Source organism: Thauera sp. AutoDN2, assembly GCF_051280715.1.
Classification (GTDB): domain Bacteria; phylum Pseudomonadota; class Gammaproteobacteria; order Burkholderiales; family Rhodocyclaceae; genus Thauera.
On the sequence record NZ_JBNCAR010000020.1, the window covers coordinates 1 to 26,142 of the forward strand.

27 protein-coding genes and 2 tRNA genes are annotated in these 26,142 nt (G+C 65.1%); 19 read left to right on the forward strand and 10 right to left on the reverse strand.

What is annotated here, in order from left to right:
• Positions 1 to 208: 208 nt before the first annotated feature.
• The 6 genes from ACPT9U_RS11550 to ACPT9U_RS11575 all read right to left on the reverse strand — a co-directional run bounded on the left by ACPT9U_RS11550 (position 209) and on the right by ACPT9U_RS11575 (position 3,590).
• Positions 209 to 898, reverse strand: coding sequence for an exosortase H-associated membrane protein (locus ACPT9U_RS11550; RefSeq protein ID WP_435751040.1), 690 nt, complete (start codon positions 896 to 898; stop codon positions 209 to 211).
• On the reverse strand, positions 882 to 1,385 hold the full coding sequence (gene xrtH / locus ACPT9U_RS11555) for an exosortase H (protein WP_435751041.1): 504 nt from the start codon (positions 1,383 to 1,385) through the stop codon (positions 882 to 884). Before xrtH ends, ACPT9U_RS11550 begins: the two co-directional genes overlap by 17 nt.
• An 84-nt stretch (positions 1,386 to 1,469) precedes the next feature.
• On the reverse strand, positions 1,470 to 1,838 hold the full coding sequence (locus tag ACPT9U_RS11560) for a hypothetical protein (RefSeq protein ID WP_435751042.1): 369 nt from the start codon (positions 1,836 to 1,838) through the stop codon (positions 1,470 to 1,472).
• Positions 1,839 to 2,048: 210 nt separating this feature from the next.
• A tRNA-Asn gene (locus ACPT9U_RS11565) sits at positions 2,049 to 2,124 on the reverse strand.
• 91 nt (positions 2,125 to 2,215) lie between these two features.
• Positions 2,216 to 2,291: transfer RNA gene (locus tag ACPT9U_RS11570), tRNA-Asn, on the reverse strand.
• Between the two features lie 90 nt (positions 2,292 to 2,381).
• Complete coding sequence (locus ACPT9U_RS11575; protein ID WP_435751043.1) at positions 2,382 to 3,590, reverse strand: amino acid aminotransferase; 1,209 nt, start codon at positions 3,588 to 3,590, stop codon at positions 2,382 to 2,384.
• Positions 3,591 to 3,741: 151 nt separating this feature from the next.
• On the opposite strand from ACPT9U_RS11575, the gene uvrB reads away from it, so the two are divergent.
• Complete coding sequence (gene uvrB, locus ACPT9U_RS11580; RefSeq protein WP_435751044.1) at positions 3,742 to 5,829, forward strand: excinuclease ABC subunit UvrB; 2,088 nt, start codon at positions 3,742 to 3,744, stop codon at positions 5,827 to 5,829.
• Positions 5,830 to 5,868: 39 nt separating this feature from the next.
• Positions 5,869 to 6,342 carry a low molecular weight protein-tyrosine-phosphatase gene (locus ACPT9U_RS11585; protein ID WP_418364680.1) on the forward strand — a complete coding sequence of 158 codons (474 nt, stop codon included), beginning with the start codon at positions 5,869 to 5,871 and terminating at the stop codon, positions 6,340 to 6,342.
• 109 nt (positions 6,343 to 6,451) lie between these two features.
• Here the strand turns inward: ACPT9U_RS11585 and ACPT9U_RS11590 are convergent, their stop codons facing one another.
• Positions 6,452 to 9,586, reverse strand: coding sequence for an Rne/Rng family ribonuclease (locus ACPT9U_RS11590; protein WP_435751045.1), 3,135 nt, complete (start codon positions 9,584 to 9,586; stop codon positions 6,452 to 6,454).
• Between the two features lie 443 nt (positions 9,587 to 10,029).
• Here ACPT9U_RS11590 and ACPT9U_RS11595 point away from each other — a divergent pair, with 443 nt between their 5' ends.
• Positions 10,030 to 10,992, forward strand: a complete 963-nt coding sequence (locus ACPT9U_RS11595; RefSeq protein ID WP_435751046.1) for an RluA family pseudouridine synthase — start codon at positions 10,030 to 10,032, stop codon at positions 10,990 to 10,992.
• Complete coding sequence (locus ACPT9U_RS11600) at positions 10,985 to 11,641, forward strand: HAD-IA family hydrolase (protein WP_435751047.1); 657 nt, start codon at positions 10,985 to 10,987, stop codon at positions 11,639 to 11,641. The genes ACPT9U_RS11595 and ACPT9U_RS11600 overlap by 8 nt, the downstream gene beginning before the upstream one ends.
• A 61-nt stretch (positions 11,642 to 11,702) precedes the next feature.
• Here ACPT9U_RS11600 and ACPT9U_RS11605 read toward each other — a convergent pair whose 3' ends face one another.
• Positions 11,703 to 12,449 (reverse strand): SAM-dependent methyltransferase, encoded by a 747-nt coding sequence (locus tag ACPT9U_RS11605; protein WP_435751048.1) that lies wholly within the window; start codon positions 12,447 to 12,449, stop codon positions 11,703 to 11,705.
• On the reverse strand, positions 12,446 to 13,021 hold the full coding sequence (locus tag ACPT9U_RS11610) for a Maf family protein (protein ID WP_435751049.1): 576 nt from the start codon (positions 13,019 to 13,021) through the stop codon (positions 12,446 to 12,448). Before ACPT9U_RS11610 ends, ACPT9U_RS11605 begins: the two co-directional genes overlap by 4 nt.
• A gap of 47 nt (positions 13,022 to 13,068) precedes the next feature.
• On the opposite strand from ACPT9U_RS11610, the gene ACPT9U_RS11615 reads away from it, so the two are divergent.
• From ACPT9U_RS11615 to ACPT9U_RS11655, 9 genes are all read left to right on the forward strand, one after another.
• Complete coding sequence (locus tag ACPT9U_RS11615; protein ID WP_435751050.1) at positions 13,069 to 13,593, forward strand: YceD family protein; 525 nt, start codon at positions 13,069 to 13,071, stop codon at positions 13,591 to 13,593.
• 29 nt (positions 13,594 to 13,622) lie between these two features.
• Entirely contained in the window at positions 13,623 to 13,802 is a 180-nt protein-coding gene (rpmF, locus tag ACPT9U_RS11620; RefSeq protein WP_418364673.1) for a 50S ribosomal protein L32, read from the forward strand.
• Positions 13,803 to 13,897: 95 nt separating this feature from the next.
• Positions 13,898 to 14,914, forward strand: a complete 1,017-nt coding sequence (gene plsX, locus ACPT9U_RS11625; protein WP_435751051.1) for a phosphate acyltransferase PlsX — start codon at positions 13,898 to 13,900, stop codon at positions 14,912 to 14,914.
• A complete protein-coding gene (locus ACPT9U_RS11630; RefSeq protein WP_418364671.1) occupies positions 14,911 to 15,876 on the forward strand; it encodes a beta-ketoacyl-ACP synthase III in 966 nt (321 codons plus the stop codon). The genes plsX and ACPT9U_RS11630 overlap by 4 nt, the downstream gene beginning before the upstream one ends.
• Positions 15,877 to 15,908: 32 nt before the next feature.
• The gene (gene fabD / locus ACPT9U_RS11635) at positions 15,909 to 16,838 is read left to right on the forward strand and encodes an ACP S-malonyltransferase (protein ID WP_435751052.1); all 930 of its coding nucleotides are present in this window, start codon (positions 15,909 to 15,911) and stop codon (positions 16,836 to 16,838) included.
• 3 nt (positions 16,839 to 16,841) lie between these two features.
• On the forward strand, positions 16,842 to 17,591 hold the full coding sequence (gene fabG, locus ACPT9U_RS11640) for a 3-oxoacyl-ACP reductase FabG (protein ID WP_418364669.1): 750 nt from the start codon (positions 16,842 to 16,844) through the stop codon (positions 17,589 to 17,591).
• Positions 17,592 to 17,675: 84 nt separating this feature from the next.
• Positions 17,676 to 17,915: an acyl carrier protein gene (gene acpP / locus ACPT9U_RS11645; RefSeq protein WP_011765359.1), complete on the forward strand. Its 240-nt coding sequence runs from the start codon at positions 17,676 to 17,678 to the stop codon at positions 17,913 to 17,915.
• Between the two features lie 120 nt (positions 17,916 to 18,035).
• Positions 18,036 to 19,271 carry a beta-ketoacyl-ACP synthase II gene (gene fabF, locus ACPT9U_RS11650; RefSeq protein WP_418364668.1) on the forward strand — a complete coding sequence of 412 codons (1,236 nt, stop codon included), beginning with the start codon at positions 18,036 to 18,038 and terminating at the stop codon, positions 19,269 to 19,271.
• A 45-nt stretch (positions 19,272 to 19,316) separates the two neighbouring features.
• Positions 19,317 to 19,823 (forward strand): hypothetical protein, encoded by a 507-nt coding sequence (locus tag ACPT9U_RS11655; protein ID WP_435751053.1) that lies wholly within the window; start codon positions 19,317 to 19,319, stop codon positions 19,821 to 19,823.
• Positions 19,824 to 19,873: 50 nt separating this feature from the next.
• Here ACPT9U_RS11655 and nadB read toward each other — a convergent pair whose 3' ends face one another.
• A complete protein-coding gene (gene nadB / locus ACPT9U_RS11660; protein ID WP_435751054.1) occupies positions 19,874 to 21,472 on the reverse strand; it encodes an L-aspartate oxidase in 1,599 nt (532 codons plus the stop codon).
• Positions 21,473 to 21,792: 320 nt separating this feature from the next.
• On the opposite strand from nadB, the gene rpoE reads away from it, so the two are divergent.
• The 6 genes from rpoE to ACPT9U_RS11690 are packed head-to-tail and all read left to right on the forward strand — an operon-like array spanning position 21,793 to position 26,120.
• The gene (rpoE, locus tag ACPT9U_RS11665) at positions 21,793 to 22,392 is read left to right on the forward strand and encodes an RNA polymerase sigma factor RpoE (RefSeq protein WP_418364665.1); all 600 of its coding nucleotides are present in this window, start codon (positions 21,793 to 21,795) and stop codon (positions 22,390 to 22,392) included.
• Positions 22,393 to 22,401: 9 nt separating this feature from the next.
• Entirely contained in the window at positions 22,402 to 22,956 is a 555-nt protein-coding gene (locus ACPT9U_RS11670; RefSeq protein WP_418364664.1) for a sigma-E factor negative regulatory protein, read from the forward strand.
• Positions 22,953 to 23,921, forward strand: coding sequence for a MucB/RseB C-terminal domain-containing protein (locus ACPT9U_RS11675; RefSeq protein ID WP_435751055.1), 969 nt, complete (start codon positions 22,953 to 22,955; stop codon positions 23,919 to 23,921). Before ACPT9U_RS11670 ends, ACPT9U_RS11675 begins: the two co-directional genes overlap by 4 nt.
• Positions 23,918 to 24,391 carry a SoxR reducing system RseC family protein gene (locus tag ACPT9U_RS11680; RefSeq protein WP_435751056.1) on the forward strand — a complete coding sequence of 158 codons (474 nt, stop codon included), beginning with the start codon at positions 23,918 to 23,920 and terminating at the stop codon, positions 24,389 to 24,391. Before ACPT9U_RS11675 ends, ACPT9U_RS11680 begins: the two co-directional genes overlap by 4 nt.
• A complete protein-coding gene (locus tag ACPT9U_RS11685) occupies positions 24,388 to 25,848 on the forward strand; it encodes a Do family serine endopeptidase (protein WP_435751057.1) in 1,461 nt (486 codons plus the stop codon). Before ACPT9U_RS11680 ends, ACPT9U_RS11685 begins: the two co-directional genes overlap by 4 nt.
• Positions 25,845 to 26,120: a glutaredoxin family protein gene (locus ACPT9U_RS11690; RefSeq protein ID WP_418364660.1), complete on the forward strand. Its 276-nt coding sequence runs from the start codon at positions 25,845 to 25,847 to the stop codon at positions 26,118 to 26,120. Before ACPT9U_RS11685 ends, ACPT9U_RS11690 begins: the two co-directional genes overlap by 4 nt.
• The last annotated feature ends 22 nt before the right edge of the window (positions 26,121 to 26,142 follow it).

A 26,142-nucleotide genomic window follows, 5' to 3' on the forward strand; every position in this document is an offset into this window, starting at 1 on the left:
TGAGAGGGTTCACAAGATGGCTGCATAACCTATTGAACGTGAACCACTTTTTCGGCAAATTTCAGAAAGGCCATGTCATTCGAGTGCGATGGCCCTGGGTGCGAAGGGGGCTGTACGCCCTTCGGGCGGATAGTGCCATCGGTTGGGTCGTGAGAACCGCACTGATTCATCATGGCGCTTGGCCTCGAGCGCCCGCATGCGGGCATCGTCATCCAGATCGACCATTTCCCGGTGCTGCCGGAGCCTGGCCTTGGGAGGATGTGATAGCGCATTCATCCGTGGGCGCGGGTTCTCCACTGACGACGCCAGCAAGCGCGCCATCGAAAACAATTTTTGTGAAGAAATGGCGCTCAAGAAGAAACCAGAGCATAACGGGAATAAGCATCGGGAGTATCAGATAACCCACCTGATAGCCGAGTCCGATGAGATTTGCATGCCCATCCGTGAAGTAGGTAACGGTTTGGCTCCATCGTCCGTACTGAATGCCAACCACCAGGAGCCAGTTCAGGCAGATCCCCCATGCCTGAAAGGGAAGCAGCAGCAGCGCAGAGAGGGGGAGTTTCCACCAGATGCCGCATGCGCGTGATGCGAGCAGCAATGCCGCCAGCAGCGGGAGGCCAAAGCCGTACTTGAGTGCAGAAATCTCCGGGGCGAGCTCGCCGAACACCCCTGCTGGCAGATTGGGTGCGGGAACGGTGGTATGCAAGCTCACGTTGCTCCCTTCGATCTCGTACCCGTACACCCACCCAGGGAACAGGGCGGTCATGGCCTCGCCTGCGAGCCATGAGATCGGCGCCGAAAAAAAGTCTCCGAACCAGAACCAGATGGCGATGGCCGGTATCAGCCACAACAAGGTTCGGATAAAGAAGCCGCCGATGATGCTAAGCGGCCCGAACATGCGCTTCCTCAGCCTTGGCGACTTGGCGAATCCACACCAGCCATACGATCAGTACGTCGACCATGATCAGAATTTGCCACAGGTAAAGGTGCGCGAATTCAAAGATGACGTGGTCCCAGGCGGCCAGGTAGAAGAGGCTGATGATCCGTCCGATATTGACGATCTGAATCGCAAGGAAACCCAGAATGAGACCAGCAACCCTGAGTTGCCAAGAGGATGGGTAGGCCAGTACTGCTGCCGCCAAAATGATGCAGGCCTCGATGCCGTTGCATCCCGCTTCGATGGATACGCCGAGGCCAGAGCCAGCGTGCTGCAAGATCTTGCCGTACGCGATGACGCTATGGTCGAACAGGCTGATCACCCAAGCACTGATGCTGGCCAGTAGTGCGGTCCAGGGCAGGACGACGGCTTCCTGCACTGGATGAGTGAGTTCGAGCGTGAACAGCGCGAGCAGAAGCGCGAGAAACGTGAGCAGGAAGCGAGTCATAAGCGTGCGGTAAGTACCGCTGCAGGATTGGCCGTCCAAAAGAACATCATTCGCGTTTCGTGCGTCGGGACGGATCGAGGTGGCTTAGTTCAGCTCGGCCCAAGTAGTACCTTTCTTACGGTCGTACCGCAGCGAGACCTTGGAAGTGGAGCACAGGTTGAGGTTCTCCCACACGGCTTCTTCGCCGTCATCGTAGACCACCTTCATGTCCCATTGGCAGCCCTTCGAGCCTTGCTCGAACTCGATGTCGACGCTTTCGTTGCTCGCGAGGACGTCGCTGCCCATGACGTCTTCTTCCCAGTCGTTGCTTGAGGCTGACGAGACATACACCTCACTTATCACGTAGCCAGTCTTGTTCAAGAGGCTAAAATCGAGGTTCTCGGCATGTGCGGCATTTGCGGCAAAGAGCGGAGCGCAGACGAGCGCCAGCATCGGGAAAAGCTTATTCATCATTGTCCTTCATCTTGATAATCGGCAAAGGCATTCACGAAGGTTCATAACCCTGTGGAGCCTTTATTGGGATGCGTTCTTCGCGGGGGCGGAGAATGCAGCAGCAGTATATTCGTGTGGGCAGCGCGAACGTCATGGGTGAGCAGCTTTTCGTGCAGTGCATCCCCGTGAACGAAAAATGCCATCCAGAAGGATGGCATTCTCTTTTGATGCTGGCTCCCCGACCTGGGCTCGAACCAGGGACCTACGGATTAACAGTCCGGCGCTCTACCGACTGAGCTATCGGGGAATTACCTTTTTACAGCTTTTGCTGCGAGTTACTCTTCCGCAGCCTTCGCTGCGACTTGCTGTTCCTGTGAGAAACACCAAGTCCTGAAACTTGGCTCCCCGACCTGGGCTCGAACCAGGGACCTACGGATTAACAGTCCGGCGCTCTACCGACTGAGCTATCGGGGAACAGAGGCGCGCATTTTAGGCAGACCACGCGCGCGCGTCAAGGCAGAGCGGCGTTTTTCTGGATGCCGCCTGCCTCGACGTGCTCCGGTGTCAGCCCTTGACCACCTGCGCGATCGCCTTGGCGACGTAGCCGATGTTCTTCGAGTTGAGCGCGGCCAGGCAGATGCGGCCGGTCGACACGGCGTAGATGCCGAAGTCGGACTTCAGCGTCTCGACCTGTGCGGCGGTCAGGCCCGTGTAGGAGAACATGCCGCGCTGCTTGATCACGAAGGAGAAGTCCTGCGCCACGCCTTCGGCCGTGAGCTGGTCGACCAGGCCGGTGCGCATGGCGCGGATGCGCTCGCGCATGCCGCCGAGCTCGTCTTCCCACATCTGGCGCAGCTCGGGCGAGGACAGCACCGCGGCGACGATGGCGCCGCCGTGGATCGGCGGGTTGGAGTAGTTGGTGCGGATCACGCGCTTGACCTGCGACAGCACGCGGCCGGCTTCTTCCTTGCTGGCGGTGACGATGGACAGCGCGCCGACGCGCTCGCCGTAGAGCGAGAAGCTCTTCGAGAACGAGCTCGACACGAAGAACTGCAGGCCGCTGGCCGACAGGGCGCGCACGGCCACGGCGTCGGCGTCGATGCCTTCGGCAAAGCCCTGATAGGCCATGTCGAGGAAGGGGATGAGGCCGCGCTCACGGCACACGGCGACCACTTCGTTCCACTGCGCATCGGACAGGTCGGCGCCGGTGGGGTTGTGGCAGCAGGCGTGCAGCACGATGATCGAGCCGGGCTGCAGGCTGTCGAGCTTGGCCTTCATGCCGGCGAAGTTCACGCCGCGGGTGGCGGCGTCGTAGTAGGGGTAGTTTTCGACCGGGAAGCCGGCGGATTCGAACAGCGCGCGGTGGTTCTCCCAGCTCGGGTCGGAGATGTACACGGTGGCGCCGGGCACCAGGCGCTTGAGGTAGTCGGCGCCGACCTTGAGCGCGCCGGTGCCGCCCAGGGCCTCGACGGTGATGGTCTGGCCGCTGGTGGCGAGCTGTGAGTCCTTGCCGAAGAGCAGGCCCTGCACCGCGTTGTTGTAGGCGGCGGGGCCTTCGATCGGCTGATAGCCGCGCGGCGGCATGGCTTCGAGGCGGGCCTTCTCGGCGGCGCGCACGGCGGCGAGCAGCGGGATCTTGCCGTTGTCGTCGTAGTACACACCGACGCCGAGGTTGACCTTCTCGGCGCGGGTGTCGGCGGCGAAGGCCTCGTTCAGGCCAAGGATCGGGTCACGGGGCGCCATCTCGACGGCGGCGAAGATCGAAGCGGACATGAGGACTCCAGTTGTTCCGGTAGGGCGGCGGTGGGTGTGCGTGGTGGGAACGGACTTGCGCCGTGCCTTGTCACGCGATTTGGGAAATAATCGGCGTTTTCGTCCGGTCTCGCCATGCGGCGGTGCACCGGAATGGAGCAGGAATTTTAGCATGACGAGTCAAGGCAATAGCGCCGGAAACGATGCACCGCAGCAAGGCGGTGCAGTGCTCACTTTCGAGGGCAGCCCCTTCCGCCTGCACCAGCCCTTTCCGCCCGCCGGCGACCAGCCCGAGGCCATCCGCCTGCTGTGCGAGGGGGTGGAAGACGGCCTGATGTACCAGACCCTGCTCGGCGTGACCGGCTCGGGCAAGACCTACACCATGGCCAACGTCATCGCCCGCATGGGCCGCCCGGCGCTGGTGCTGGCGCCCAACAAGACGCTGGCCGCGCAGTTGTACGCCGAGTTCAAGGAGTTCCTGCCCGAGAACGCGGTCGAGTACTTCGTCAGCTACTACGACTACTACCAGCCCGAGGCCTACGTGCCCTCGCGCGACCTCTTCATCGAGAAGGATTCGTCGATCAACGAGCACATCGAGCAGATGCGGCTGTCAGCGACCAAAAGCCTGATGGAGCGGCGCGACGTGGTGATCGTGGCCACGGTGTCGTGCATCTACGGCATCGGCGACCCGGTCGATTACCACGCGATGATCCTGCACCTGCGCGAAGGCGAGCGCATGGCGCACCGCGACCTCATCCAGCGCCTGGTGGCGATGCAGTACACCCGCGCCGACATCGACTTTCGCCGCGGCACTTTCCGCGTGCGCGGCGACGTGATCGACGTCTTTCCGGCGGAGAACGCCGAACTCGCGGTGCGCATCGAGATGTTCGACGACGAGATCGAGCATCTGACCCTGTTCGATCCGCTCACCGGGCACCTCAAGCACAAGCTGGCGCGCTTCACCGTATATCCGTCCAGCCACTACGTAACGCCGCGCGCCACGGTGCTCGAGGCGATCGAGAAGATCAAGGAGGAGTTGAAGGAGCGCATCGCCACGTTCCAGCGCGAGGGCAAGCTGGTGGAGGCGCAGCGCATCGAGCAGCGCACCCGCTTCGACCTCGAGATGTTGAACGAGATGGGCTTCTGCAAGGGCATCGAGAATTACTCGCGGCATCTGTCGGGTCGCGGCCCGGGCGAGCCGCCGCCGACGCTGATCGACTACCTGCCGGCCGATGCGCTGTTGTTCATCGACGAGTCGCACGTGGCCATCGGCCAGGTCGGCGGAATGTACAAGGGCGACCGCTCGCGCAAGGAGAACCTCGTTGGCTACGGCTTCCGCCTGCCCTCGGCGCTGGACAACCGGCCGCTGAAGTTCGACGAGTTCGAACGCCTGATGCCGCAGACCGTGTTCGTCTCCGCCACGCCGGCGAAGTACGAGGAGGAACACCAGGGGCAGGTGGTGGAGCAGGTGGTGCGCCCGACCGGCCTGATCGACCCGGTGGTCGAGGTGCGCCCGGCAATGACGCAGGTGGACGACCTGCTTGGCGAGATCAAGAAGCGGCTCGAGGTGAACGAGCGTGTGCTGGTCACCGTGCTCACCAAGCGCATGGCCGAGGACCTCACCGACTACCTCGCCGACAACGGCATTCGCGTGCGCTACCTGCACTCGGACATCGACACGGTGGAACGGGTCGAGATCATCCGCGACTTGCGCCTGGGCGAGTTCGACGTGCTGGTAGGCATCAACCTGCTGCGCGAGGGTCTGGACATCCCCGAGGTGTCGCTGGTGGCGATTCTCGATGCGGACAAGGAGGGTTTCCTGCGCTCCGAACGCTCGCTGATCCAGACCATCGGTCGCGCTGCGCGCCACCTCCACGGCACCGCCATCCTCTACGCCGACCGCATGACCGATTCGATGAAGGCGGCCATCGGCGAGACCGAGCGCCGCCGGCAGAAGCAGGTCGCCTTCAACGAGGCGAACGGCATCGTGCCCAAGTCGGTGACGAAACGCATCAAGGACATCATCGACGGGGTCTATGATTCGGATGGAGCCAAGCGCGATGCCGCACGCGTGGCCGAGAAGGATGCCGATTATGCGGTGATGGACGAGAAGGCACTGGCGCGGGCGATCAAGCGCCTGGAAAAGGAGATGCAGGAACACGCCCGCAACCTGGAGTTCGAGAAGGCCGCTGCAGCGCGCGACGAGCTGTTCAAGCTTCGCCAGCGCGCATTTGGCGCAGACCAGCACGGCAGCGTTTGACGAACGAACAAGAAGAAAGCATAGGAAGGAGGGGATGAAATGACGAGGGTTCTTTTCGTCTGCACTGGGAATATCTGCCGTTCGCCAACCGCGGAGGGCGTTGCGCGGCACTTCATCGAGACCGGTGGGCTGAGTGGCCTGGTGGAAGTCGATTCTGCCGGCACGCATGGTTACCACGCCGGCGAGGCGCCCGATCCACGTACGCAGAAGGCCGCGCAGCAGCGCGGTTACGACCTGTCGGGTCTGCGCGCGCGCAAGCTTGAGGCGCGTGATTTCCTCGAGTTCGACCTGCTGCTGGCGATGGACCGCGGCCATCTGGAAGCGATGCGTCGCCAGTGCCCACCGGTATACCAGCCGCGGCTGCGGCTGTTTCTGGAATTCGACGGTTTACGACGCTTCGGTGACGAGGTGCCCGATCCATACTACGGTGGGCCGCGCGGCTTCGATCTCGTGCTCGACATGTGCGAGCACGGCGTGCGCGGGCTGCTGGATGCGGTGGCAACCCGGGTCTGAGTTCTGGCTGGCGGCGCCTCTCCGGTGGGACGGCGCAGGGTGCGGACGAAAAGAAGGCCATCCGATTTTGGATGGCCTTCTTCCGCGTGAGACGCTCTGCCTGTAAGGCTTACTTCTGCGTTTCGACCTGTTGCAGCGGTTCGTCGATAACCACCGGTGCCGGACGCGGCTTGCGGCCCAGACGGACGGGCGCTTCGACGGCGCCCGTGCCGAACTGGGAGAGCTTGCCGGGATCAGTTTCAATCTTGATCAGGCCGCTGTCATCGGCCGGCACTGCGGCGACTGCCGGTGCCTCAGGCGTGCGTGCGGGCTGAGCCGCCTCGGTCTCCGTGGCCACGGTCCGTGCCTCACTCGCCGGCGTTTCGGGTGCCGCAGTCTGGGCGAGTGGTGCAGCAGGAGCAGGCCCCACGTCTGCAGCGGCCTCTGGCGCCGATTCGATGGAAACGGCGTCGGTGGCAACAGCTTCGGCGGCAGCGGCTTCGGTCGCAACCGTCTGCTGCTCGACGGCCTCTGCGAGGGAAGCCTCCACCTTTTCGTGCTCGACCGGTTCCTGGCTGGCGAGCGCGCTTGCGGCCTGTTCCGTTGCAGCCTCCGGTTCAGCGGCGGGCGCAGTGGTTTCGGCTTGCTCGGCCACTGTTGCGCTGACTGCCTCGGCGTGGGCGACCTGGGTGGCAGCGACCTGGGGGGCATCGCGTTCGGTGGCGAGCGCACCGGTTCCCGCCGGCAGCGGTGCCAGAGCCTGCTCGGACGGCGTGGTCTCTTCGGTCTGCACGGTTTCGGCTGCCGCGACGGCGACCGGAAGCTCGGCTGCAGCCTGTTCGGTCTGCAGGGCGGGGATCCCGGCGATGGTGTCGACTGCCTGCGGGGTAGCCTCGGTAGCCGTTGCGGCGCTCACGGTTTCGGCTGCGGGTTCGCCAGCGGTAGCGGTCGCTTCGGCAGAGGGCGCTTCTGCTGCGGGCGCGGAGTCGTCGCGCGCTTCGTCGCCGTCGCTCGACTCAGTGGCGGAGGTGACCGCCTGGCCTTCGCTGGTGCGACGGCCACGGCCGCGCCCGCGCCGACGGCGCTTCTCGGACGGTGCCGTTTCGCCCTCGGTGGATTCCGCCTGTGCGGTCGCGTCGACTTCCGCCGCGCCAGTATCGGTGCTCGGGGCGGCCATGCTTGCTGCGGCGGCGGTCTTTAGCAGCTCTTCCTCTGCGCTCGGTGCGCGGTTCTCGGTGCTGCGCTCCGTGCTGTCCTCGCTGCGGTTGCCGCGCTGGCCACGGCCGCGGCGGCTGCCCTCACTGCGCTCTGCGCGTTCGCCTCGCTCGCCCTGGCTGCGCTGAGGTTTCTCGGCGCCCTCGGGGCGTTCGCTGCGTTCGGTTCGCTCGGTGCGCTCGCCACGGCCACTGCGGCCGCCCTGCTGCGATTCGCCGTCGCGTTCGCCACGCCGGCTACGGTTGCCGTTGCTGCGGCGGCCTTCGCCGTTGCGCTCACTGCGACCGCGCGGCTCGCGCTTGGGCGTTTCCTCGATGACCGCTGCGGGCGCAGGCGCGGATTCCGCCTTACCAGCCGAGAGCCAGCCGAACAGACGTGCGAACAGGCCCTTGGCGGCAGGCGCAGCCGCAGCGGCGGGCGCGGGGGCCGTGACCGGGGCGGGCTGTGATGGTGCGATACCCTTGACCGCTGCTTCAGGACGGGCGGGGCGCTCGTTGGCCTTGGAGGGCAGACGGGCGTCCTCCTCGGCGGGCTTTTGCACCATCTGGTAGCTGGCCAGCGCGATGTCTTCGGCGTTGAGCTGGTCGTGACGCAGGCGAATGATCTCGTGTGCCGGCGTCTCGAGGTGGCGGTTCGGCACGATGATCAGCTGCACCTTGTGGCGCATCTCGATGCGTGCGATGTCGACCCGTTTCTCGTTGAGCAGGAAGGTGGCCACGTCGACCGGCACCTGCAGGTGCACTGCGCCCGTGTTGTCCTTCATGGCCTCTTCTTCGAGGATGCGGACGATGTGCAGGGCCGACGATTCGGTGCTGCGGATGTGGCCGGTGCCGTTGCAGCGCGGGCAGGGGATGTAGCTGGTCTCGGCCAGCGCCGGACGCAGGCGCTGGCGCGACAGTTCGAGCAGGCCGAAGCGGCTGATCTTGCCCGTCTGCACGCGGGCGCGGTCGTGGCGCAGTGCGTCGCGCAGGCGGTTCTCGACCTCGCGTTGGTTCTTGGCCGACTCCATGTCGATGAAGTCGATCACGATCAGGCCGCCCAGGTCGCGCAGGCGCAACTGGCGGGCGATCTCGTCGGCTGCCTCGCAGTTGGTGCGGAAGGCGGTTTCCTCGATATCCGAGCCCTTGGTGGCACGGCCCGAGTTGACGTCGATCGAGACCAGCGCCTCGGTGTGGTCGATCACGACTGCACCGCCCGAAGGCAGGTTCACCTGGCGCGAGTAGGCGGATTCGATCTGGTGCTCGATCTGGAAGCGCGAGAACAGCGGCACGTCGTCGCTGTAGCGCTTCACTCGGGCGACGTTGCCCGGCATCACGTGGGCCATGAACTGCGTGGCCTGCTCGTAGATGTCGTCGGTGTCGATCAGGATCTCACCGATATCAGGCTGGAAGTAATCGCGGATCGCGCGGATGACCAGGCTGCCTTCCTGATAGATGAGGAAGGCGCCGGACTGGCTCTGGGCTGCACCCTCGATCGCGCGCCACAGCTGCAGCAGGTAGTTGAGGTCCCACTGCAGTTCTTCGGCGCTGCGGCCGATGGCTGCGGTGCGGGCGATCAAGCTCATGCCCTGGGGCACTTCGAGCTGGTCCATGTTCTCGCGCAACTCGGCGCGCTCGTCACCCTCGACGCGGCGCGAGACACCGCCGCCGCGCGGGTTGTTGGGCATGAGCACGAGGTAGCGGCCCGCCAGCGAGATGTAGGTGGTGAGCGCTGCACCCTTGTTGCCGCGCTCGTCCTTCTCGACCTGGACGATGAGCTCCTGGCCTTCCTTCAGTGCCTCCTTGATGGAGGCCTTGCCGGCATCCACGCCCGGCTGGAAATAGGCCCGGGAAATTTCCTTGAACGGCAGAAAGCCGTGGCGATCAGCGCCATAGTCGACGAAAGCCGCCTCGAGGCTGGGCTCGATACGGGTGATGACCGCCTTGTAGATGTTGCTCTTGCGTTCTTCTTTTGCGGCCGATTCGATATCGAGGTCGATCAGTTTCTGACCGTCCACGATCGCGACGCGCAGTTCTTCGGCCTGCGTCGCATTGAAAAGCATGCGCTTCATTTGGATCGTTCTCCCGCGCAAATCACACGGGCAGGACGAACGGCGCGCACCATCGCGCTTTCCGGGTTCAGGAGCGATTGGGTAGAACTGCTGCTTTCATCCGGTGGGTTGATCGGGCTGTGATGGGTCGGCTGGTCGAAATTCTCTTGCTCCCGCCCGGCGTGCCGCGTGGGCTTCGGGCCGGAGCATTTGATCCTGCGTGTGTGACTTGTACGTCAAAATCCAACCCGTGGGCTGGATGGGTATGTCGAAGGTGATCGCTTGCGTTACCATCGGCGCCTTTTCGGCCTTGGATGGCATGCAAGGGTGTAGCCGGGAGCGCTCTTCAGGGCTCATTGCCAGCAGTCTGCCTGCGTCTTCCTTGGCAGATGTTTCGACCTGCAGGATGTTGTGACGCCGCACTTGGCTGGACGCGACCGGTTAACCGCGCAGAAGTATATTTCATGACGACGATTGAAAGCAAAGCGATCGCTGTGCGCCACGAGCGCATCGACGACGCGGCCGCAGGGCAGCGCATCGACAATTACCTGCTGCGCCTCGCCAAGGGCGTGCCGAAGAGTCACGTCTATCGCATCCTGCGCAGCGGTGAGGTGCGGGTGAATGGGCGTCGTGTGCAGCAGACCTACCGTCTGCAGGAGGGCGACGAGGTGCGCATCCCGCCCATCCGCATCGCCGAGCCGACGCGCAGCGCGCCCGCGCCGGCGGGCAAGCCGTTGCCGGTGGTCTATGAGGACGATGCGCTGCTGGTCATCGACAAGCCATCGGGCAAGGCGGTGCATGGCGGCAGCGGGGTGAGCTACGGCGTGATCGAGCAGTTGCGCGTGCAGCGCCCGGAGCTGCGCATGCTCGAGCTTGCGCATCGCCTCGATCGCGAGACCTCGGGCTTGCTGATCGTCGCCAAGAAGCGCTCGGCCCTGACGGCGCTGCACGACATGATGCGCGCGGGGAGTGTGGAGAAGCGCTACCTGACGCTGGTGCCCGGGCGCTGGACGAACGCGATGCAGCACGTCAGGGCGCCGCTGTACAAGTACCTGACCCCGGAGGGTGAGCGTCGCGTGCGTGTGGCCGAGGACGGCAAGCCTGCGCACAGCATCGTGCGTCTGGTTCGGCGCTGGCGCGACTACAGCCTGCTCGAGGTGGAACTCAAGACCGGGCGCACCCATCAGATCCGCGTGCATCTCGCCCACCTGGGCTTTCCCTTGTGCGGCGACGACAAATACGGCGATTTCGCGCTCAACAAGCAGCTCGAGGGCGAGGGACTGCGGCGCATGTTCCTGCATGCGGCGCTGTTGCGTTTCGCCCATCCCTTGAGCGGCGCGGCGCTGTCCTTCGCATCGCAGCTGCCCGACGACCTGCAATCCTTCATCGAGCGGCTCGATGCCGCGGAGAAAAATGCCCATGGCTGAACGTTTTGACCTCATCGTCTTCGACTGGGATGGCACGCTGATGGATTCGGCGGGCGCGATCGTGCGCGCGATGCAGGCCGCGACCCGCGACCTCGGCCTCGCCGAGCTGGCGGAGGAGCGTGCGCGCTACGTGATCGGGCTGGGGCTGGGCGAGGCCCTGCGTCATGCGGTCCCGGACCTGGAAGAGTCGGCCTATCCGCGCATGGTGGAGCGTTACCGGCACCACTATCTGTCCTCGGATCATGAGCTCTCGCTGTTCGAGGGCGTGGTCGAGATGATCGACGCGCTCGCAGCGCGCGGGCACCTGCTCGCGGTCGCCACTGGCAAGAGTCGGATCGGGCTCGACCGGGCGCTGGGGCATTCCGGGCTGGGGCGCTATTTCCACGCCACGCGCTGTGCGGATGAGTGCTTCTCCAAGCCCCATCCGGCGATGCTCGAGGCGCTGATGGACGAGCTGGGCGCCAGCCCGGAGCGCACGCTGATGATCGGCGATACCACGCACGACCTGCAGATGGCGAAAAATGCGCGCACTGCGAGTCTCGGCGTGGGCTTCGGTGCACACCCCCTGGCGGCGCTCGAGGCAGAGTCGCCGCTTGCCTGCGTTCGCACGCCGGCCGAGATGGCGAGCTGGCTGTTGATGCACGCCTGAGCAGCTTCCGGGGTGCTTTCGACCCGTAGCGCTTGCGTCGGGGTGGGGGCTGCTCGGGGCGTCAGGCGAGAACGAGGAACAGGGTCGGTCGCCGTGCCAATGCGGGCCGTTCCGCCTTTCGCCAGTCTCGCACGGTGCGGGTGAGGATCGTCTCGCCTGCCGTATTGAGGTCGCAGGCGACGCAGACGCGGGTGGCGGGGCCGAGCTGCTTCAGCAGTGCTTCGAGCATGCGTTCGTTGCGGTACGGCGTCTCGATGAAGAGCTGCGTGCGCCCGAGCCGGCGCGATTCTTCCTCCAGGGCGCGCAGGCGCGCATCGCGCTCCATCTCGGCGACCGGGAGATAGCCGTGGAAGGCGAAGCTCTGGCCGTTCAGTCCGGAGCCCATCAGCCCGAGCAGAATGGAGGACGGGCCGACCAGTGGCGCGACGCGGACCCCGAGCGCGTGCGCGCGGGCCACGAGGCGGGCGCCCGGGTCGGCCACCGCGGGGCAGCCGGCGTCCGACATCAGGCCGAGGTCGTGACCAGCGAGCGCGGGTGCGAGCAGGGCGTCGAAGGCGGCGTCCGTCGCCTTGTCCGGATCTCCGGGGAGTTCCTGGATGTCCGTTTCGCGCAGGGGGTAGGGGTAGTCCAGCTGTTTGAGATGCGCGCGTGCCGCGCGCGCAGTTTCGACCACGAAGTGGCGCAGCTCCGCCGCGACGGCTTGCGCCTGCGCGGGCAGGAAGGCTGGCCAGGGCGTGGTCTCGCCCAGCGCCACCGGCAGCAGGTACAGCGTTCCCTTGCTGGTGGCGTGGTTTGCCGCCGCGCTCATGGCAACGCCACGCCTTCGGCGCGCAGCATGCGGGACAGGGCGATCAGCGGCAGGCCGATCAGTGCGGTGGGGTCGTCGCCGCGCATGGCTTCGAGGAGCGCGATGCCCAGTCCTTCGGACTTCGCGCTGCCGGCGCAGTCGAGCGGTCGCTCGCGCGCAACATAGCGTTGGATCTCCGCGTCGCTCAAGTCGCGGAAGCGCACATGGGTGGGGACGCCTTCCACCTGGATGTGACCGCTGCGGGTGTTGAGCAGGGCGAGCGCGGTGTGAAACACGACCGTCCTGCCGCGCATGCGCTGCAACTGGGCGATCGCGCGCTCTTCGGTGCCGGGTTTGCCGAAGATCTCGTCATCGAGATAGGCAACCTGATCGCTGCCGATGATCAGCGCGTCCGGCCAGCGCGCAGCGACCGCGCGCGCCTTCTCGCAGGCGAGGCGCTCGGCGGTGGCGGCCGGGCGCTCGCCTGCGAGCGGTGCCTCGTCGGTCTCGGGTCGGTCCGTGTCGAAGGGGAGTTGCAGCCGCTCGAGCAGAATCTTGCGGTAGGCAGAGGTGGAGGCGAGGACGAGATTCATGATGTGGCTTTACACGCAAGTGGAAAAAATCATATCATGCGCGGCTTATGTCGCAACAAGGCGTTCCGTCCAGGATCATTCATGATCCGTTCAGGTTTGCTACCGAGCACCGCGCCCTGCAGGGTGAAGTGCAGGTGACGGATTTGCCGCGTCTGGCCGACGCGCTGGCCTCCACCGAGGCCGCGCTGAAGTGGTCGCTGGAGGGGGCGACGGTCGACGGTGTGCAAGGTACGGAGCCCCGTCTGCGGTTGACGGTTGCGGGCGAGCTCGATCTGTCTTGTCAGCGTTGTCTGGGCGGGCTTGCATGGCCTGTGCAGCTTGAGACGGTGCTGCAGCCGGTGCGCGCCGGTCAGCCGATCCCCGAGGAAGAGCTCGAGGACGATCAGGTCGATGCGATCGAGATCGATGGCGATCTCGATGTGCTTGCGCTGCTCGAGGACGAGGTGCTGCTTGCCATGCCAATCGCCCCGCGACACCAGGTTTGTGAACTGCCATCCCCAGCGGGGGCGGCGTCAAAAGAATCGCCTTTCGCTGCGCTGGCGTCGCTGCGAGGCAGTCCCAGCGCGAAATAGGCGCGATATTTGTTTTAGGAGTCTTATCCATGGCCGTTCAACAGAACAAGAAGTCCCCGTCCAAGCGTGGCATGCACCGTGCCCACGATTTCCTCACCGGCCCGGCGCTGGCGGTCGAGGCGACCACCGGTGAAGTGCATCTGCGCCACCACATCAGCCCGAACGGTTTCTACCGCGGCAAGAAGGTTCTGAAGGCCAAGGGCGAGTAATCCGGCAGCCTGGATGCGCGAAGGCGGCGCAGGGCGCTTGGCGCCCGCGCCGCCTTTTTTCCGACCACGATAACTAGAAAGCACGCGATATGCCGATGGGTGTCACCATTGCGATCGACTGCATGGGTGGCGATCACGGCCCGGTCGTGACCGTGCCCGCAGCGCTGGATTTCCTGCGCAGCCACCCCCAGGCCGGGGCGATCCTTGTCGGCCGGGAAGAGGCGATTCAGCCCCTGCTGGGCAATGCAGCCTCCGAATACGGCGCCCGGCTCCGGGTGCATCCTGCCAGCGAGGTCGTAGCTATGGACGATCCGCCTGCGATCGCCATGCGCAACAAGAAGGACTCTTCGATGCGGGTCGCGATCGACCTGGTCAAGTCGGGGGAGGCCAACGCGGCAGTGTCCGCTGGCAACACCGGCGCATTGATGGCGATCTCCCGTTTCGTGCTCAAGACGCTGCCTGGCATCGACCGGCCCGCGATCGCGACCATCCTGCCGTCGGTGAAGGGGCATACCTATGTCCTCGATCTGGGTGCCAACGTCGATTGCAGTGCCGAGCACCTGCTGCAGTTCGGCGTGATGGGCGCGATGCTGGTAGCGGCGATCGAGCACAAGGAACGCCCCAGCGTCGGTCTGCTGAACATCGGCGAAGAGGTCATCAAGGGTAACGACGTCGTGAAGGAAGCGTCCGAACTGCTGCGTGGCAGCGGGCTCAACTTCTACGGCAACGTCGAGGGCAACGACATCTACGAAGGTACGGTTGATGTGGTTGTCTGCGATGGCTTCGTGGGCAACGTCGCGCTCAAGACCTCCGAGGGGCTGGCGCAGATGATCGGCGCGTTCCTGAAGCAGGAGTTCAAGCGTTCCCTGCTGACCCGGCTGATGGGTCTGTGTGCGTTGCCGGTGCTGCTGCGCTTCAAGAAGCGGGTCGATCACCGGCTCTACAATGGCGCGCCGCTGCTGGGTCTGCGCGGGGTGGTGCTGAAGAGTCACGGGTCTGCCGACAAGCTGGCGTTCGGCAATGCGCTGGGGCGTGCAGCCGAGGCGGCTTCGAACCGCCTGATCGAGCGCATCAGCGAGCGTATGGCGAGCATGAACGAGGTGAATGGATGATCTACGCACGCATCGCGGGTACCGGAAGTTTCCTGCCCGGCAGTCCGGTCAGCAACGACGATCTCGTCGCCCGGGGGATCGATACCTCTGACGAGTGGATCGTCACCCGCTCGGGCATCCGTGCACGCCACCTCGCGGCCGCTGACGTGGGTGCCAGCGATCTGGCGCGCATCGCCGCCGAGCGCGCGATCGAGGCGGCCGGCTGCGAGGCCGATGACATCGATCTGGTCATTGTCGCCACCTCGACGCCCGACTACATCTTCCCCAGTACGGCCGCGCTGGTGCAGTCCAAACTCGGCATCCGTAACGGCGGTCCGGCGTTCGACGTGCAGGCGGTGTGCAGCGGCTTTGTGTACGCGCTCTCCATCGCGGAGAAGTTCATCCGTTCGGGCAGCCACAAGCGCGCGCTCGTGATCGGCGCAGAGGTGTTCTCGCGTATCCTCGACTGGTCCGACCGCGCTACCTGCGTGCTGTTTGGCGACGGCGCCGGCGCGGTGGTGCTCGAGGCTTCCGAGCGGCCGGGCATCCTGTCTTCCGCGCTGCATGCCGACGGCAGCCATCACCCGATCCTGTGCGTGCCGGGCGGCGTGGCTTCCGGGCAGGTGATCGGCGACCCCTTCCTGCGCATGGACGGCCAGGCCGTGTTCAAGTTTGCGGTCAAGGTGCTCGGCGACGTGGCCCAGGAAGTGCTGGACATCGCGGGCGAGGGTAACGAAAGTGTCGACTGGCTGGTCCCTCATCAGGCGAACATCCGCATCATTCAGGCCACGGCGAAGCGCCTCGGCCTGCCGATGGAGCGCGTGGTCACGACGGTCGATCACCACGGCAATACCTCGGCGGCGTCGATCCCGCTTGCCCTTGATGAGGCGGTGCGTGGCGGAATGATCCGTCCGGGGCACCGGGTCATCATCGAAGGCGTGGGTGGCGGCTTCACCTGGGGCGCCGCCCTGATCGATTTCTGAACATTCCCGAACTCCCAAAACTGGAGAACAGCATGGCATTTGCGCTGGTTTTTCCCGGCCAGGGCTCGCAGTCGGTCGGCATGATGGCCGCCTATGGCGAATCGGCCGTGATTCGTGACACCTTCGCCGAAGCGTCCGAGGCGCTGGGCGAGGATATCTGGACGATGGTCTGTGATGGCCCGGCGGAACGTCTGGCGCTGACCGTCAATACCCAGCCCCTGATGCTGACTGCGGGCGTGGCGGCCTATCGTGCCTGGCTTGCTGCAGGTGGTCCGAAGCCCGACATGGTCGCCGGCCATAGCCTCGGGGAGTACTCGGCTCTGGTCGCCGCGGGTGCGCTGGCCTTCAAGGATGCGGTGCCGCTGGTGCGCTTCCGCGCCCAGGCCATGCAGGAAGCGGTGCCGGCGGGCGAGGGCGCGATGGCTGCAGTGATGGGGCTGGAGGCCGACGCGGTGCGGGAGGCCTGCGCCGAGGCGGCGCAGGGACAGGTCGTCGAGGCGGCCAACCTGAACGCCCCTGGCCAGATCGTGATCGCGGGCGCAAAGGCTGCGGTGGAGCGTGCAGGTGAGATCGCCAAGGCCAAGGGCGCCAAACGCGCCGTGCTGCTGCCGGTTTCCGCGCCCTTCCACTGTGCACTGATGCGTCCGGCTGCGGAGCGCCTGGCTGAACGTCTGGCCGGTGTGTCGATCGCGCAGCCGGAGATTGCCGTCATCAACAACGTCGATGTTGCGGTGTACGACGAGCCGGAGAAGATCCGTGATGCGCTGGTGCGCCAGGCATATGCGCCGGTGCGCTGGATTGAACTGGTGCAGGCGATGGCCGGCCGTGGCATGAGCCACATCATCGAGTGCGGACCGGGCAAGGTGCTTGCAGGCATGACCAAGCGCATCGCCAAGGATGTGGAAGGGGGTTCGGCGCACGATGCGGCCAGCCTCGAGCAAGCCATTGGCGCAGTGAGGTGAATCATGAGTTTTTCGCTTGAAGGTCAGGTCGCGCTGATCACCGGCGCGTCGCGCGGCATCGGTCGTGCGGTGGCGCTCGAACTGGGGCGCCTCGGCGCTACCGTGGTCGGCACCGCAACGTCCGACTCCGGCGCTGCCGACATCGGTAAAGCGCTCGCCGAGACAGGTGTGCAGGGGGCCGGCATGGCGCTTGACGTCACCGATGCCGCGGCCTGCGAGGCGCTGGTCGGCGAGATCGAGAAGCGCTTCGGTGCCATCGGCATCCTGGTCAACAATGCCGGGATTACGCGCGACAACATCTCGATGCGCATGAAGGACGAGGAATGGGACGCGGTGATCGACACGAACCTGCGCGCCGTTTTCCGCATGAGCAAGCTCGTGATGCGCGGCATGATGAAGGCCCGCAACGGGCGCATCATCAACATCACCTCGGTGGTGGCCAGCTCCGGTAATGCGGGTCAGGCCAACTACGCTGCGGCGAAGGCCGGCGTGGCGGGCATGACGCGCGCACTGGCGCGCGAGTTGGGGAGCCGCAACATCACGGTGAACTGTGTTGCCCCCGGTTTCATTGATACCGACATGACGCGCGCGCTTCCCGAAGCCGCGCGCGACGCCCTGTTGGGCAACATCGCGCTGGGTCGCCTGGGTCGTCCGGAAGAGATTGCCGGCGCCGTGGCGTTCCTCGCATCTCCCGCGGCCGCGTACGTGACGGGAACCACCCTGCACGTGAATGGCGGCATGTACATGTCCTGACGCTCGTCGGGATAGCGGTTCCCCGGCGTTTTGGTAGAATACGCCGGCTTTTTAAATACACCTGTCTCAGGAAGGAGTTGGTTCATGGAGAACATCGAACAGCGCGTCAAGAAGATCGTCGCTGAGCAACTTGGCGTGAACGAATCGGAGATCAAGAACGAATCTTCGTTCGTGGATGATCTGGGCGCGGATTCGCTGGACACCGTGGAACTCGTCATGGCGCTGGAAGAGGAATTCGAGTGCGAGATTCCGGACGAAGAGGCCGAGAAGATCACCACCGTCCAGCAGGCGATCGACTACGTCAACGCCCACCTCAAGAAGTAAGCCTCGTTCGCGCTCCTGAAGCGTTGCCTGCCCGGTGCCCGCAGGGTTCTGCGGTGACCCCGGGCGGGTTTTCGTTCTTTGGGGTTTCATTCCTTATTACCGAATTCAACGGAGTTGCCTGTGTCGCGTCGTAGAGTCGTCGTCACCGGTCTGGGCGTGATCTCGCCGGTGGGCAATACGGTTCCGGAAGCCTGGAACAACCTGATTGCCGGCAAGAGCGGCATCGGTCCGATCACCCGCTTCGACGCCAGCAATTTCGCTTCGCGCGTTGCGGGCGAAGTGAAGGATTTCGATGTGTCCGCCTACCTCTCGCCCAAGGAGGCACGCCGCATGGATGTATTCATCCATTACGGCATGGCAGCGGGCATCCAGGCAATCCGCGACTCCGGCCTCGAGGTCACCGACGCCAACGCCGATCGCATCGGTGTCAATATCGGCTCCGGCATCGGCGGTCTGCCGATGATCGAGGAAACGCACAACGACTTCCTCGGCGGTGGTCCGCGCAAGATCTCGCCCTTCTTCATTCCCGGCACGATCATCAACATGATCTCGGGCAACCTGTCGATCATGTTCGGCATGAAGGGGCCCAATCTCGCGGTGGTCACGGCCTGCACGACCGGACTGCATGCGATCGGCATGAGTGCGCGCATGATCGAATATGGCGATGCCGACGTGATGGTCTGCGGCGGCGCCGAGTCGACCGTCACCAATCTCGCCATCGGCGGCTTTTCCTCGGCCAAGGCGCTGTCCACGCGCAACGACGACCCCGCGACTGCCAGCCGTCCCTGGGACAGGGATCGCGACGGCTTCGTGCTTGGCGAAGGCGCCGGTGTGATGGTGATCGAAGAGTACGAGCATGCGGTCAGGCGTGGCGCGAAGATCTACGCCGAGCTTGGCGGCTTCGGCATGAGTGGCGATGCCTATCACATGACGGCGCCCGATACCGACGGTCCGCGTCGCAGCATGCTTAACGCATTGAAGAACGCCGGCGTCAATCACGATCAGGTGCAGTATCTCAACGCGCATGGCACCTCCACGCCACTCGGCGACAAGAACGAAACCGAGGCGATCAAGCTTGCCTTTGGCGTCGAGAATGCCAGGAAGCTGGTCGTGAACTCGACCAAATCGATGACGGGTCACCTGCTCGGCGGGGCGGGCGGCGTCGAGTCGGTGTTTACTGTACTTGCGGTGCATAACCAGATTTCGCCGCCGACGATCAACATCTTCGAACAGGACCCCGAGTGCGATCTGGACTACTGCGCGAACGTCGCGCGGGAAATGAAGATCGATGTCGCGCTGAAGAACAACTTCGGCTTCGGCGGTACGAACGGGACGCTGGTCTTCCGGCGCTTCTGAACCCGGTCCGTCGCGGGCGACATGCAGTTCCCGCGCGAGATCAGGATGCAGCCCTCCCGGGCTGTGATGGCGTCAGTGCTGGTTGCGCATCTCGCAGCCGCGCTGGCGCTTTTTCACGTTTTCGGTTCGGGCGTCGGCGTGGAGGATGAAGTCGTGAATGGCGCTCGGATCGCAGCCCTGCTGATGGTGTGGGGCGTGCTGCTGGCGACTTTGTGGCACGGTCTGCGCGCCGAGGCTGCAAAACGTGGGGTGAGCATCCTGCTGGAGCCGGGAGGTGAACTGGTGTGGTTTGCCTCCGACGTGGAACAGGGTGTGCTGTGCGGCACAGCGCCCTCTGCGACCGTGGATCTTGGTTGGGCGGTGTGGCTGAGGCCGGTGCCGCGGGTCGAGATGGGCGAGGGCACAGGAATGCCGGCGCCGGTGCCTTGGCTCATGCTGGTGCGCGCCAACGTGGGAGGCAGCGACTGGCGCGCGCTGAAGGTCTGGTTGCGGCACAAGACATTACGGGGCCCGGCTGCCGCGACCGAATCCCCGCCGCACTCGGTGGTCTGAAGCTTCGCCGCCGGCGGCAGCGCGCGGCGGCGTGAGTCGGCCTTCAAGCGTCAGCGCGCAAGCCCCTTGGGTGTTGCCGGGCGCAGGACAGTGTCGCGAGCCCGTGGCAGCATCTCGGGGTAGTCGCGCGAATGATGCAGGCCACGGCTTTCCTTGCGCCGAAGCGCGCAACGCACGATCAGATCAGCGGTGACCACGAGGTTGCGCAGTTCGATCAGGTCGTTGCTGATGCGGAAATTCGAGTAGAACTCGTTGATCTCGCGTTCGAGCAGGCGGATGCGGTGCTGCGCGCGACGCAGGCGTTTGGTGGTGCGCACGATGCCGACGTAGTCCCACATGAAGCGGCGCAGCTCTGCCCAGTTGTGGGCGATGACGATCTCCTCGTCGGCATCGGTGACCCGGCTCTCGTCCCAGTCCGGCAGCTTCGGTGCCGGCAGGTGCTGCTTGGAAAGGATGTCCTTCGCTGCGGCTTCGCCAAACACCAGACATTCGAGCAACGAGTTGCTCGCCAGGCGGTTTGCGCCGTGCAGGCCGGTGCAGGCGGATTCGCCCACCGCGTACAGGCCCGGCACATCCGTACGTGCGGATAGGTCGGTGACGATGCCGCCGCAGGAATAATGCGCTGCCGGAACGACCGGGATGGGTTCGCGCGTGATGTCGATGCCCAGTTCCAGGCAGCGTGCGTAGATGTTCGGAAAATGCCCGCGCAGCCAGTCGGCAGGCTTGTGGCTGATGTCGAGGTAGACGCAGTCGATGCCGCGTTTCTTCATCTCGAAGTCAATCGCGCGTGCGACGATGTCGCGCGGCGCGAGTTCCTCGCGTGCATCGTGCTCGGGCATGAAGCGCGTGCCATCGGGCAGTTTCAGCAGTCCACCTTCACCGCGCACCGCTTCGGAGATGAGGAAAGACTTCGCCTGCGGGTGGTACAGGCAGGTGGGGTGGAACTGGATGAATTCCATGTTGCCCACCCGGCATCCGGCGCGCCACGCCATGGCCACGCCGTCGCCGGTCGCGACGTCGGGGTTGGTCGTGTACAGGTAGACCTTGCCGGTGCCGCCGGTAGCGAGCACGGTGTGCTGGGCGGAGAACGTGACCACACGGTCGTTGACGATGTCGAGTACGTAGGCGCCGAGGCAGCCGGCGCCGGGGTGGCCGACCTTGTCACCGACGACCAGGTCCACTGCGATGTGGTGGTCGTAGATGTCGATGTTCGGGTGGTTGCGAACATGGTCGCCGAGCGTGGCCTGCACTGCAGCGCCGGTGGCGTCTGCGGCATGGATGATGCGTCGGTGCGAGTGCCCGCCCTCGCGCGTGAGGTGGTAGCCGAGCTCTGAATCTGCCTCGCGCGTGAAGGGCACGCCGCGGTCGATCAGCCACTCGATGGCGCGCTTGCCGTTCTCGACCACGAAGCGGGTCGACTTGGGGTTGCACAGGCCGGCGCCGGCAACGAAGGTGTCCTGGATGTGCGCTTCGATGCTGTCGGTGGTGTCGAGCACCGCGGCGATGCCGCCTTGCGCCCAGTTGCTGGCGCTGTCGGCCAGTTCACGTTTGGTGACCAGCGCGACGCGAAGGTGGTCGGCAAGCCGGAGCGCCATGGATTGGCCAGCCGTGCCGCTGCCAAGAATGAGAACGTCGTACTGTTTCAGCAAGATGTCGCTCGGGCCGGATTAAAGGGAGAAGGAATATAGCACGCCATGAGAGGCCCCAATAAACCCGCTCGACCGTGCGGGCCTTGCGAGTGACTGCTCGCGAACTGCTCGATCCTGGCGGCTGGTGCCGCCTTGACAGGTGCGCCAGGCATGCAGGTCTGCATGCGAGGCGGGTTACTGAGCGGCGTTTGCGGATGAGCGCCTGAACTATTTTGCAGGGGCCGGGTCATCTGACTGTCTTCGACTACTGCTGTTGGCGTGACCGGTCGCTTATAATCCGGGCGTTTTGTCATTCAAATACCCGGAAGAACCCAGTTCCCATGAGCGATCGTGAACTCGATCAGCAACTCGTCGAGCGCGTGCAGCGCGGCGACAAGCAGGCGTTCGGCTTGCTGGTATCCAAGTACCAGCGCAAGCTGAACCGTCTGCTTTCCAGGCTGATACGCGATCCAGCCGAAGTCGAGGACGTTGCGCAGGAGACCTTCATCAAGGCCTACCGCGCATTGGGCTCGTTCCGGGGAGACAGTGCGTTCTACACCTGGCTGTACCGTATCGGTGTCAATACGGCCAAGAACTATCTCGTCTCCCAGGGCAGAAGGGCGCCAACGTCGACCAGTTTCGACTCCGAGGAGGCGGAAACCTTCGAGGACGGCGATCAGTTGCGTGACATCAACACGCCCGAGCGGCTGATGATGACCCGCCAGATCGGCGAGACCGTGGAGGACGCAATGGCCGCGCTGCCGGAGGAATTGAGAACCGCCATCATGCTGCGCGAGCTCGAGGGTCTGAGCTACGAGGAGATCGCCGGCATCATGGAGTGCCCGATAGGGACCGTGCGCTCGCGGATCTTCCGTGCGCGCGAAGCGATTGCTGAACGTCTGCGGCCTCTGCTCGATACGGCCCCGGACAAACGTTGGTAGGTAACGAGTATGAAGGACAAGGTATCGGCTCTGCTCGATGGAGATCTCGACGATCAGGCCTCTCTGGCCGTGTTCGAACGCTTGCGTCGGGATCCGGATCTGCGCGAGGACTGGGAAACCTACTGTCTGATCGGCGACACGCTGCGCGGAGACCAGCCGCGATCGAGCGGGTTCGTCGCGCGCGTCATGAGTGAACTCGAGGACGAACCCACGCTGCTCGCACCGCTCGCCCAGCCGGCGCGCGCGCAGGCGGATGGTGATGGGCGCAGACTGTGGCGGTCGCTGATGCCGCTGGCCGCCTCGGTGATGGGCGTGGCCGCGGTCGGACTCGTCGCTGCGACGCTCTATCGGCAGGAGGCGCCGGCGCCGCAGATTGCTTCCAACGCGGCCGTCGTGCAGCTCGTCAAGGCCGCGCCGTCACAGGCGGGTACGGCAGGCTTGGGCGACGACCCGCTGCGCGAATACGTGTTCGCGCACCAGGGCCTGTCGCGTAGCGGCCCGCTGCCGGCGGGCGTGCAGTACGTTCGCACCGTTTCCGATCAGCGTCTGGGTGCCAACCGATGAGGTTGTTCGCGGTCGCGCTCGGCTTTTGCGCCCTGCTGGCGCAGGGGCCCGCTCGGGCGGACGCGCCCTCCGATCCGTTGTCCTGGCTTGGCCGGATTGCCTCGGCCGCGCAGCGGCTCAATTATGTGGGTACGTTCGTCTATCAATCCGGCGGACAGGTCGAGACCTCCCGTATCGTTCATCGCGTGGAAGGTGGGGTCGAATACGAACGCCTCGAAGTGCTCGATGGCAGTCCGCGCGAGGTGATCCGGCGGGGGAACGAGGTTCACTGCGTGTTGCCCGAGCGGCGTACGGTGATCATCGACGAAGCGGCCGGGCGACGTGCCTTTCCTGCGCGGCTACCGGGCTCGCCAGGTGGTCTCGCCGAGCACTACCGCATCCGCAAGGGCGAGGTGAGTCGCGTCGCAGGATACGAGGCGCAATCCGTGGTGCTGGAGCCTCGGGACAACCTGCGCTATGGACATGTGCTGTGGGCGGAGATGCAGACGGGCCTGCTGCTGAAGTCGCGTACGGTGGACGCGGGCGGCGGGCTGGTCGAGCAGTTCAGTTTCAGTGACTTGCAGATCGGTGGCGAGGTCGATCCCGCCCTGCTCGAGTCCCGCTTCGATCAGGGCGAGGGCTGGCAGGTAGTCAATGCGCGCGGCAACGATCTGGACGAGCGTGATGCAGGGTGGTCGCTCGCGGAGCCCTTGCCCGGCTACACCCTCAGTTCGGTGATGCGCAGGCCGCTCGGCCGTGAGCGCGGTGAGGCCTTGCACATGGTGTTCAGCGATGGTCTCGCTGCGATCTCGGTCTTCATCGAGCCTGTCGGGGACGCGTCGGCGATCGGCCTCGGGCCGATCTCGAACGGAGCCATCAGCATTTTCAAACGCACGGTGAACGGGCATCTGGTCACGACCCTGGGCGAAGCGCCTGAGCAGGCCGTGCGGCGGCTCGGCGAGAGCGTGCGGGCCCGCGAGCAATGATGCAGGCGCGGGCGCGCGTTCTTCGGGTCGAGGGCGGGCAGGCCTGGTTGAAGCTGTCCGAGAGTACCGGTGGCTGCGGGCGCTGCGACGAGCCGGGGGGCTGCCGCTCGGTGCAGATCAGTCATGCCTTCGGCCTGCCGAAGGAGGAGTTCGTGCTGCCGACCGGGCTGGATCTGAAGCCGGGTGACAGCGTGCTGATCAGTATCCCGGAGGGCGCTCCGTTGCGCGCGGCATTCGCGAGCTACGGGCTGGCCTCGCTGCTGCTGCTGCTGGGGGCTGCGCTGGGAAATCACCTGGGCGGCGCAGTGCGGGCGGATCTCTACGCCCTGGTCGGTGCACTCCTTGGTCTCGGCCTTGCCTGGGCAGCCAACCGGGCGCTTCCGCGTAGCCGCAACTGGCGCAGTCGCCTGCACATGGAGCTCACGCGGGAGGACGAGTGCGTACGAACCTTGCGCCCCTTGCAGCAATGAAGCGTCCGTCCGCGCATTCTCCCGACTGGGCCTTGCGCGTCTTCGTGGTCGTGCTCTGCGCGTGGCTGCTGCTTCCCCTCGGGACCGTGCGTGCGGCACAGATCGTGCTGCCCGACTTCCGCGTGCTTGCCGCTCAGCAGGGCGCAGCCGTGGTCAACATCAGCGCGACGCAGCGCAGTGAAGCCCCGGTGCGCATGCCGTTCCGGCTTCCGGAACTGGACGAGTCGGACCCGATGTTCGACTTCTTCCGAAAATTCATCCCCCGCACGCCGGACAACCCCGGTCTGGGCGCCGACCCGGAGGACCGTTCGCTCGGGTCTGGCTTCATCATTGACGCGGACGGTTACATCCTCACCAATGCGCACGTGATCGAGGGCGCCGAAGAGGTGCTGGTGCGGCTCGCGGACAAGCGCGAGTACGATGCCACCGTAATCGGCGCGGATGTCCGTAGTGACATTGCACTGCTGCACATCGACGCCGCTGATCTGCCGCACGTGGTGCTTGGCGATCCGGAAGCGCTGCAGGTGGGGGAGTGGGTACTGGCGATCGGATCGCCGTTCGGATTCGAGCAGTCGGTGACGGCAGGCATCGTCAGCGCGAAGGGGCGCAGCCTGCCGGATGAGAACTTCGTACCCTTCATCCAGACCGATGTGGCGATCAACCCGGGTAATTCGGGTGGGCCGCTGTTCAACCTGCGCGGTGAGGTGGTCGGCATCAACTCGCAGATCTACAGCCGTACCGGTGGCTTCATGGGCCTGTCGTTCGCAATTCCGATCGATGTTGCCATGGACGTACAAGCACAGTTGCGCACCCAGGGCCGGGTGGAGCGTGGCCGGATCGGGGTGTCCATCCAGGAGGTCACGCGCGACCTGGCAGACAGCTTTGGTCTGCCCCGCCCTGCGGGCGCGCTGGTGAGCATGGTCGAACCGGAGGGGCCCGCTGCGCGCGCGGGCGTGATGCAAGGGGACGTGATCGTGCGCTTCAACGCGCGTGTGGTGGAAAGCTCCGCCGACCTGCCGCGCATTGTCGCCGCGGCGCGCCCGGGCAGCAGGGCGCAGGTGGAGATCTACCGCGGTGGCGTGCCGGAGGTGCTGGAGATCGAGGTCGGCGAGTGGCAGGATCCGGAGCAGGCGCCCGAGCAGGCCGCTGCGCAGGGGCCGGCTCAGGCGCCCAACCGCCTCGGTCTGGAACTGGCCGAGCCCACAGCGGTGCAGCGCCGTGAGCGTGGCATTGAAAACGGCCTGCTGGTGCAGCGTGCGCAGGGTCCAGCCGCGCGTGCCGAGATCGTGCCCGGCGACCTGGTGCTGGCGCTGGTGAGAAAGGGGCAGCAGATCCGCCTGGGCAAGCTCGCCGATTTCGAGCACGCGGTCGCTGGGCTTGCACCCGGCGAGCAGGTGACGCTGCTCGTCCATCGTGGCGATGGTGCATCCTTCGTCAGCCTGAGGGCGGCGCGATGACCGGCGAGACGGCAGATGCCTGCTTCACGGTCATGAGTCGGCAGTGGTGCCACCTGTGCCACGACCTTGTTGCCGCGCTCGAGCCGATCGCGCAGGAGTATGGCTGGCGCATATGCGTGCTGGACGTCGATGAGGATCCTGCGCTGGAGGCGCGCTGGGATGAACTGGTGCCCGTGCTGCTGCACGGCGAACAGGTGTTGTGCAACTACCATCTCGACGAAGCGGCGGTACGCGCTTATTGCAGTGGTTTTCCGCTAGAATCGCGGGCTTGACGCGGTCGCCAAGCACCGGCCG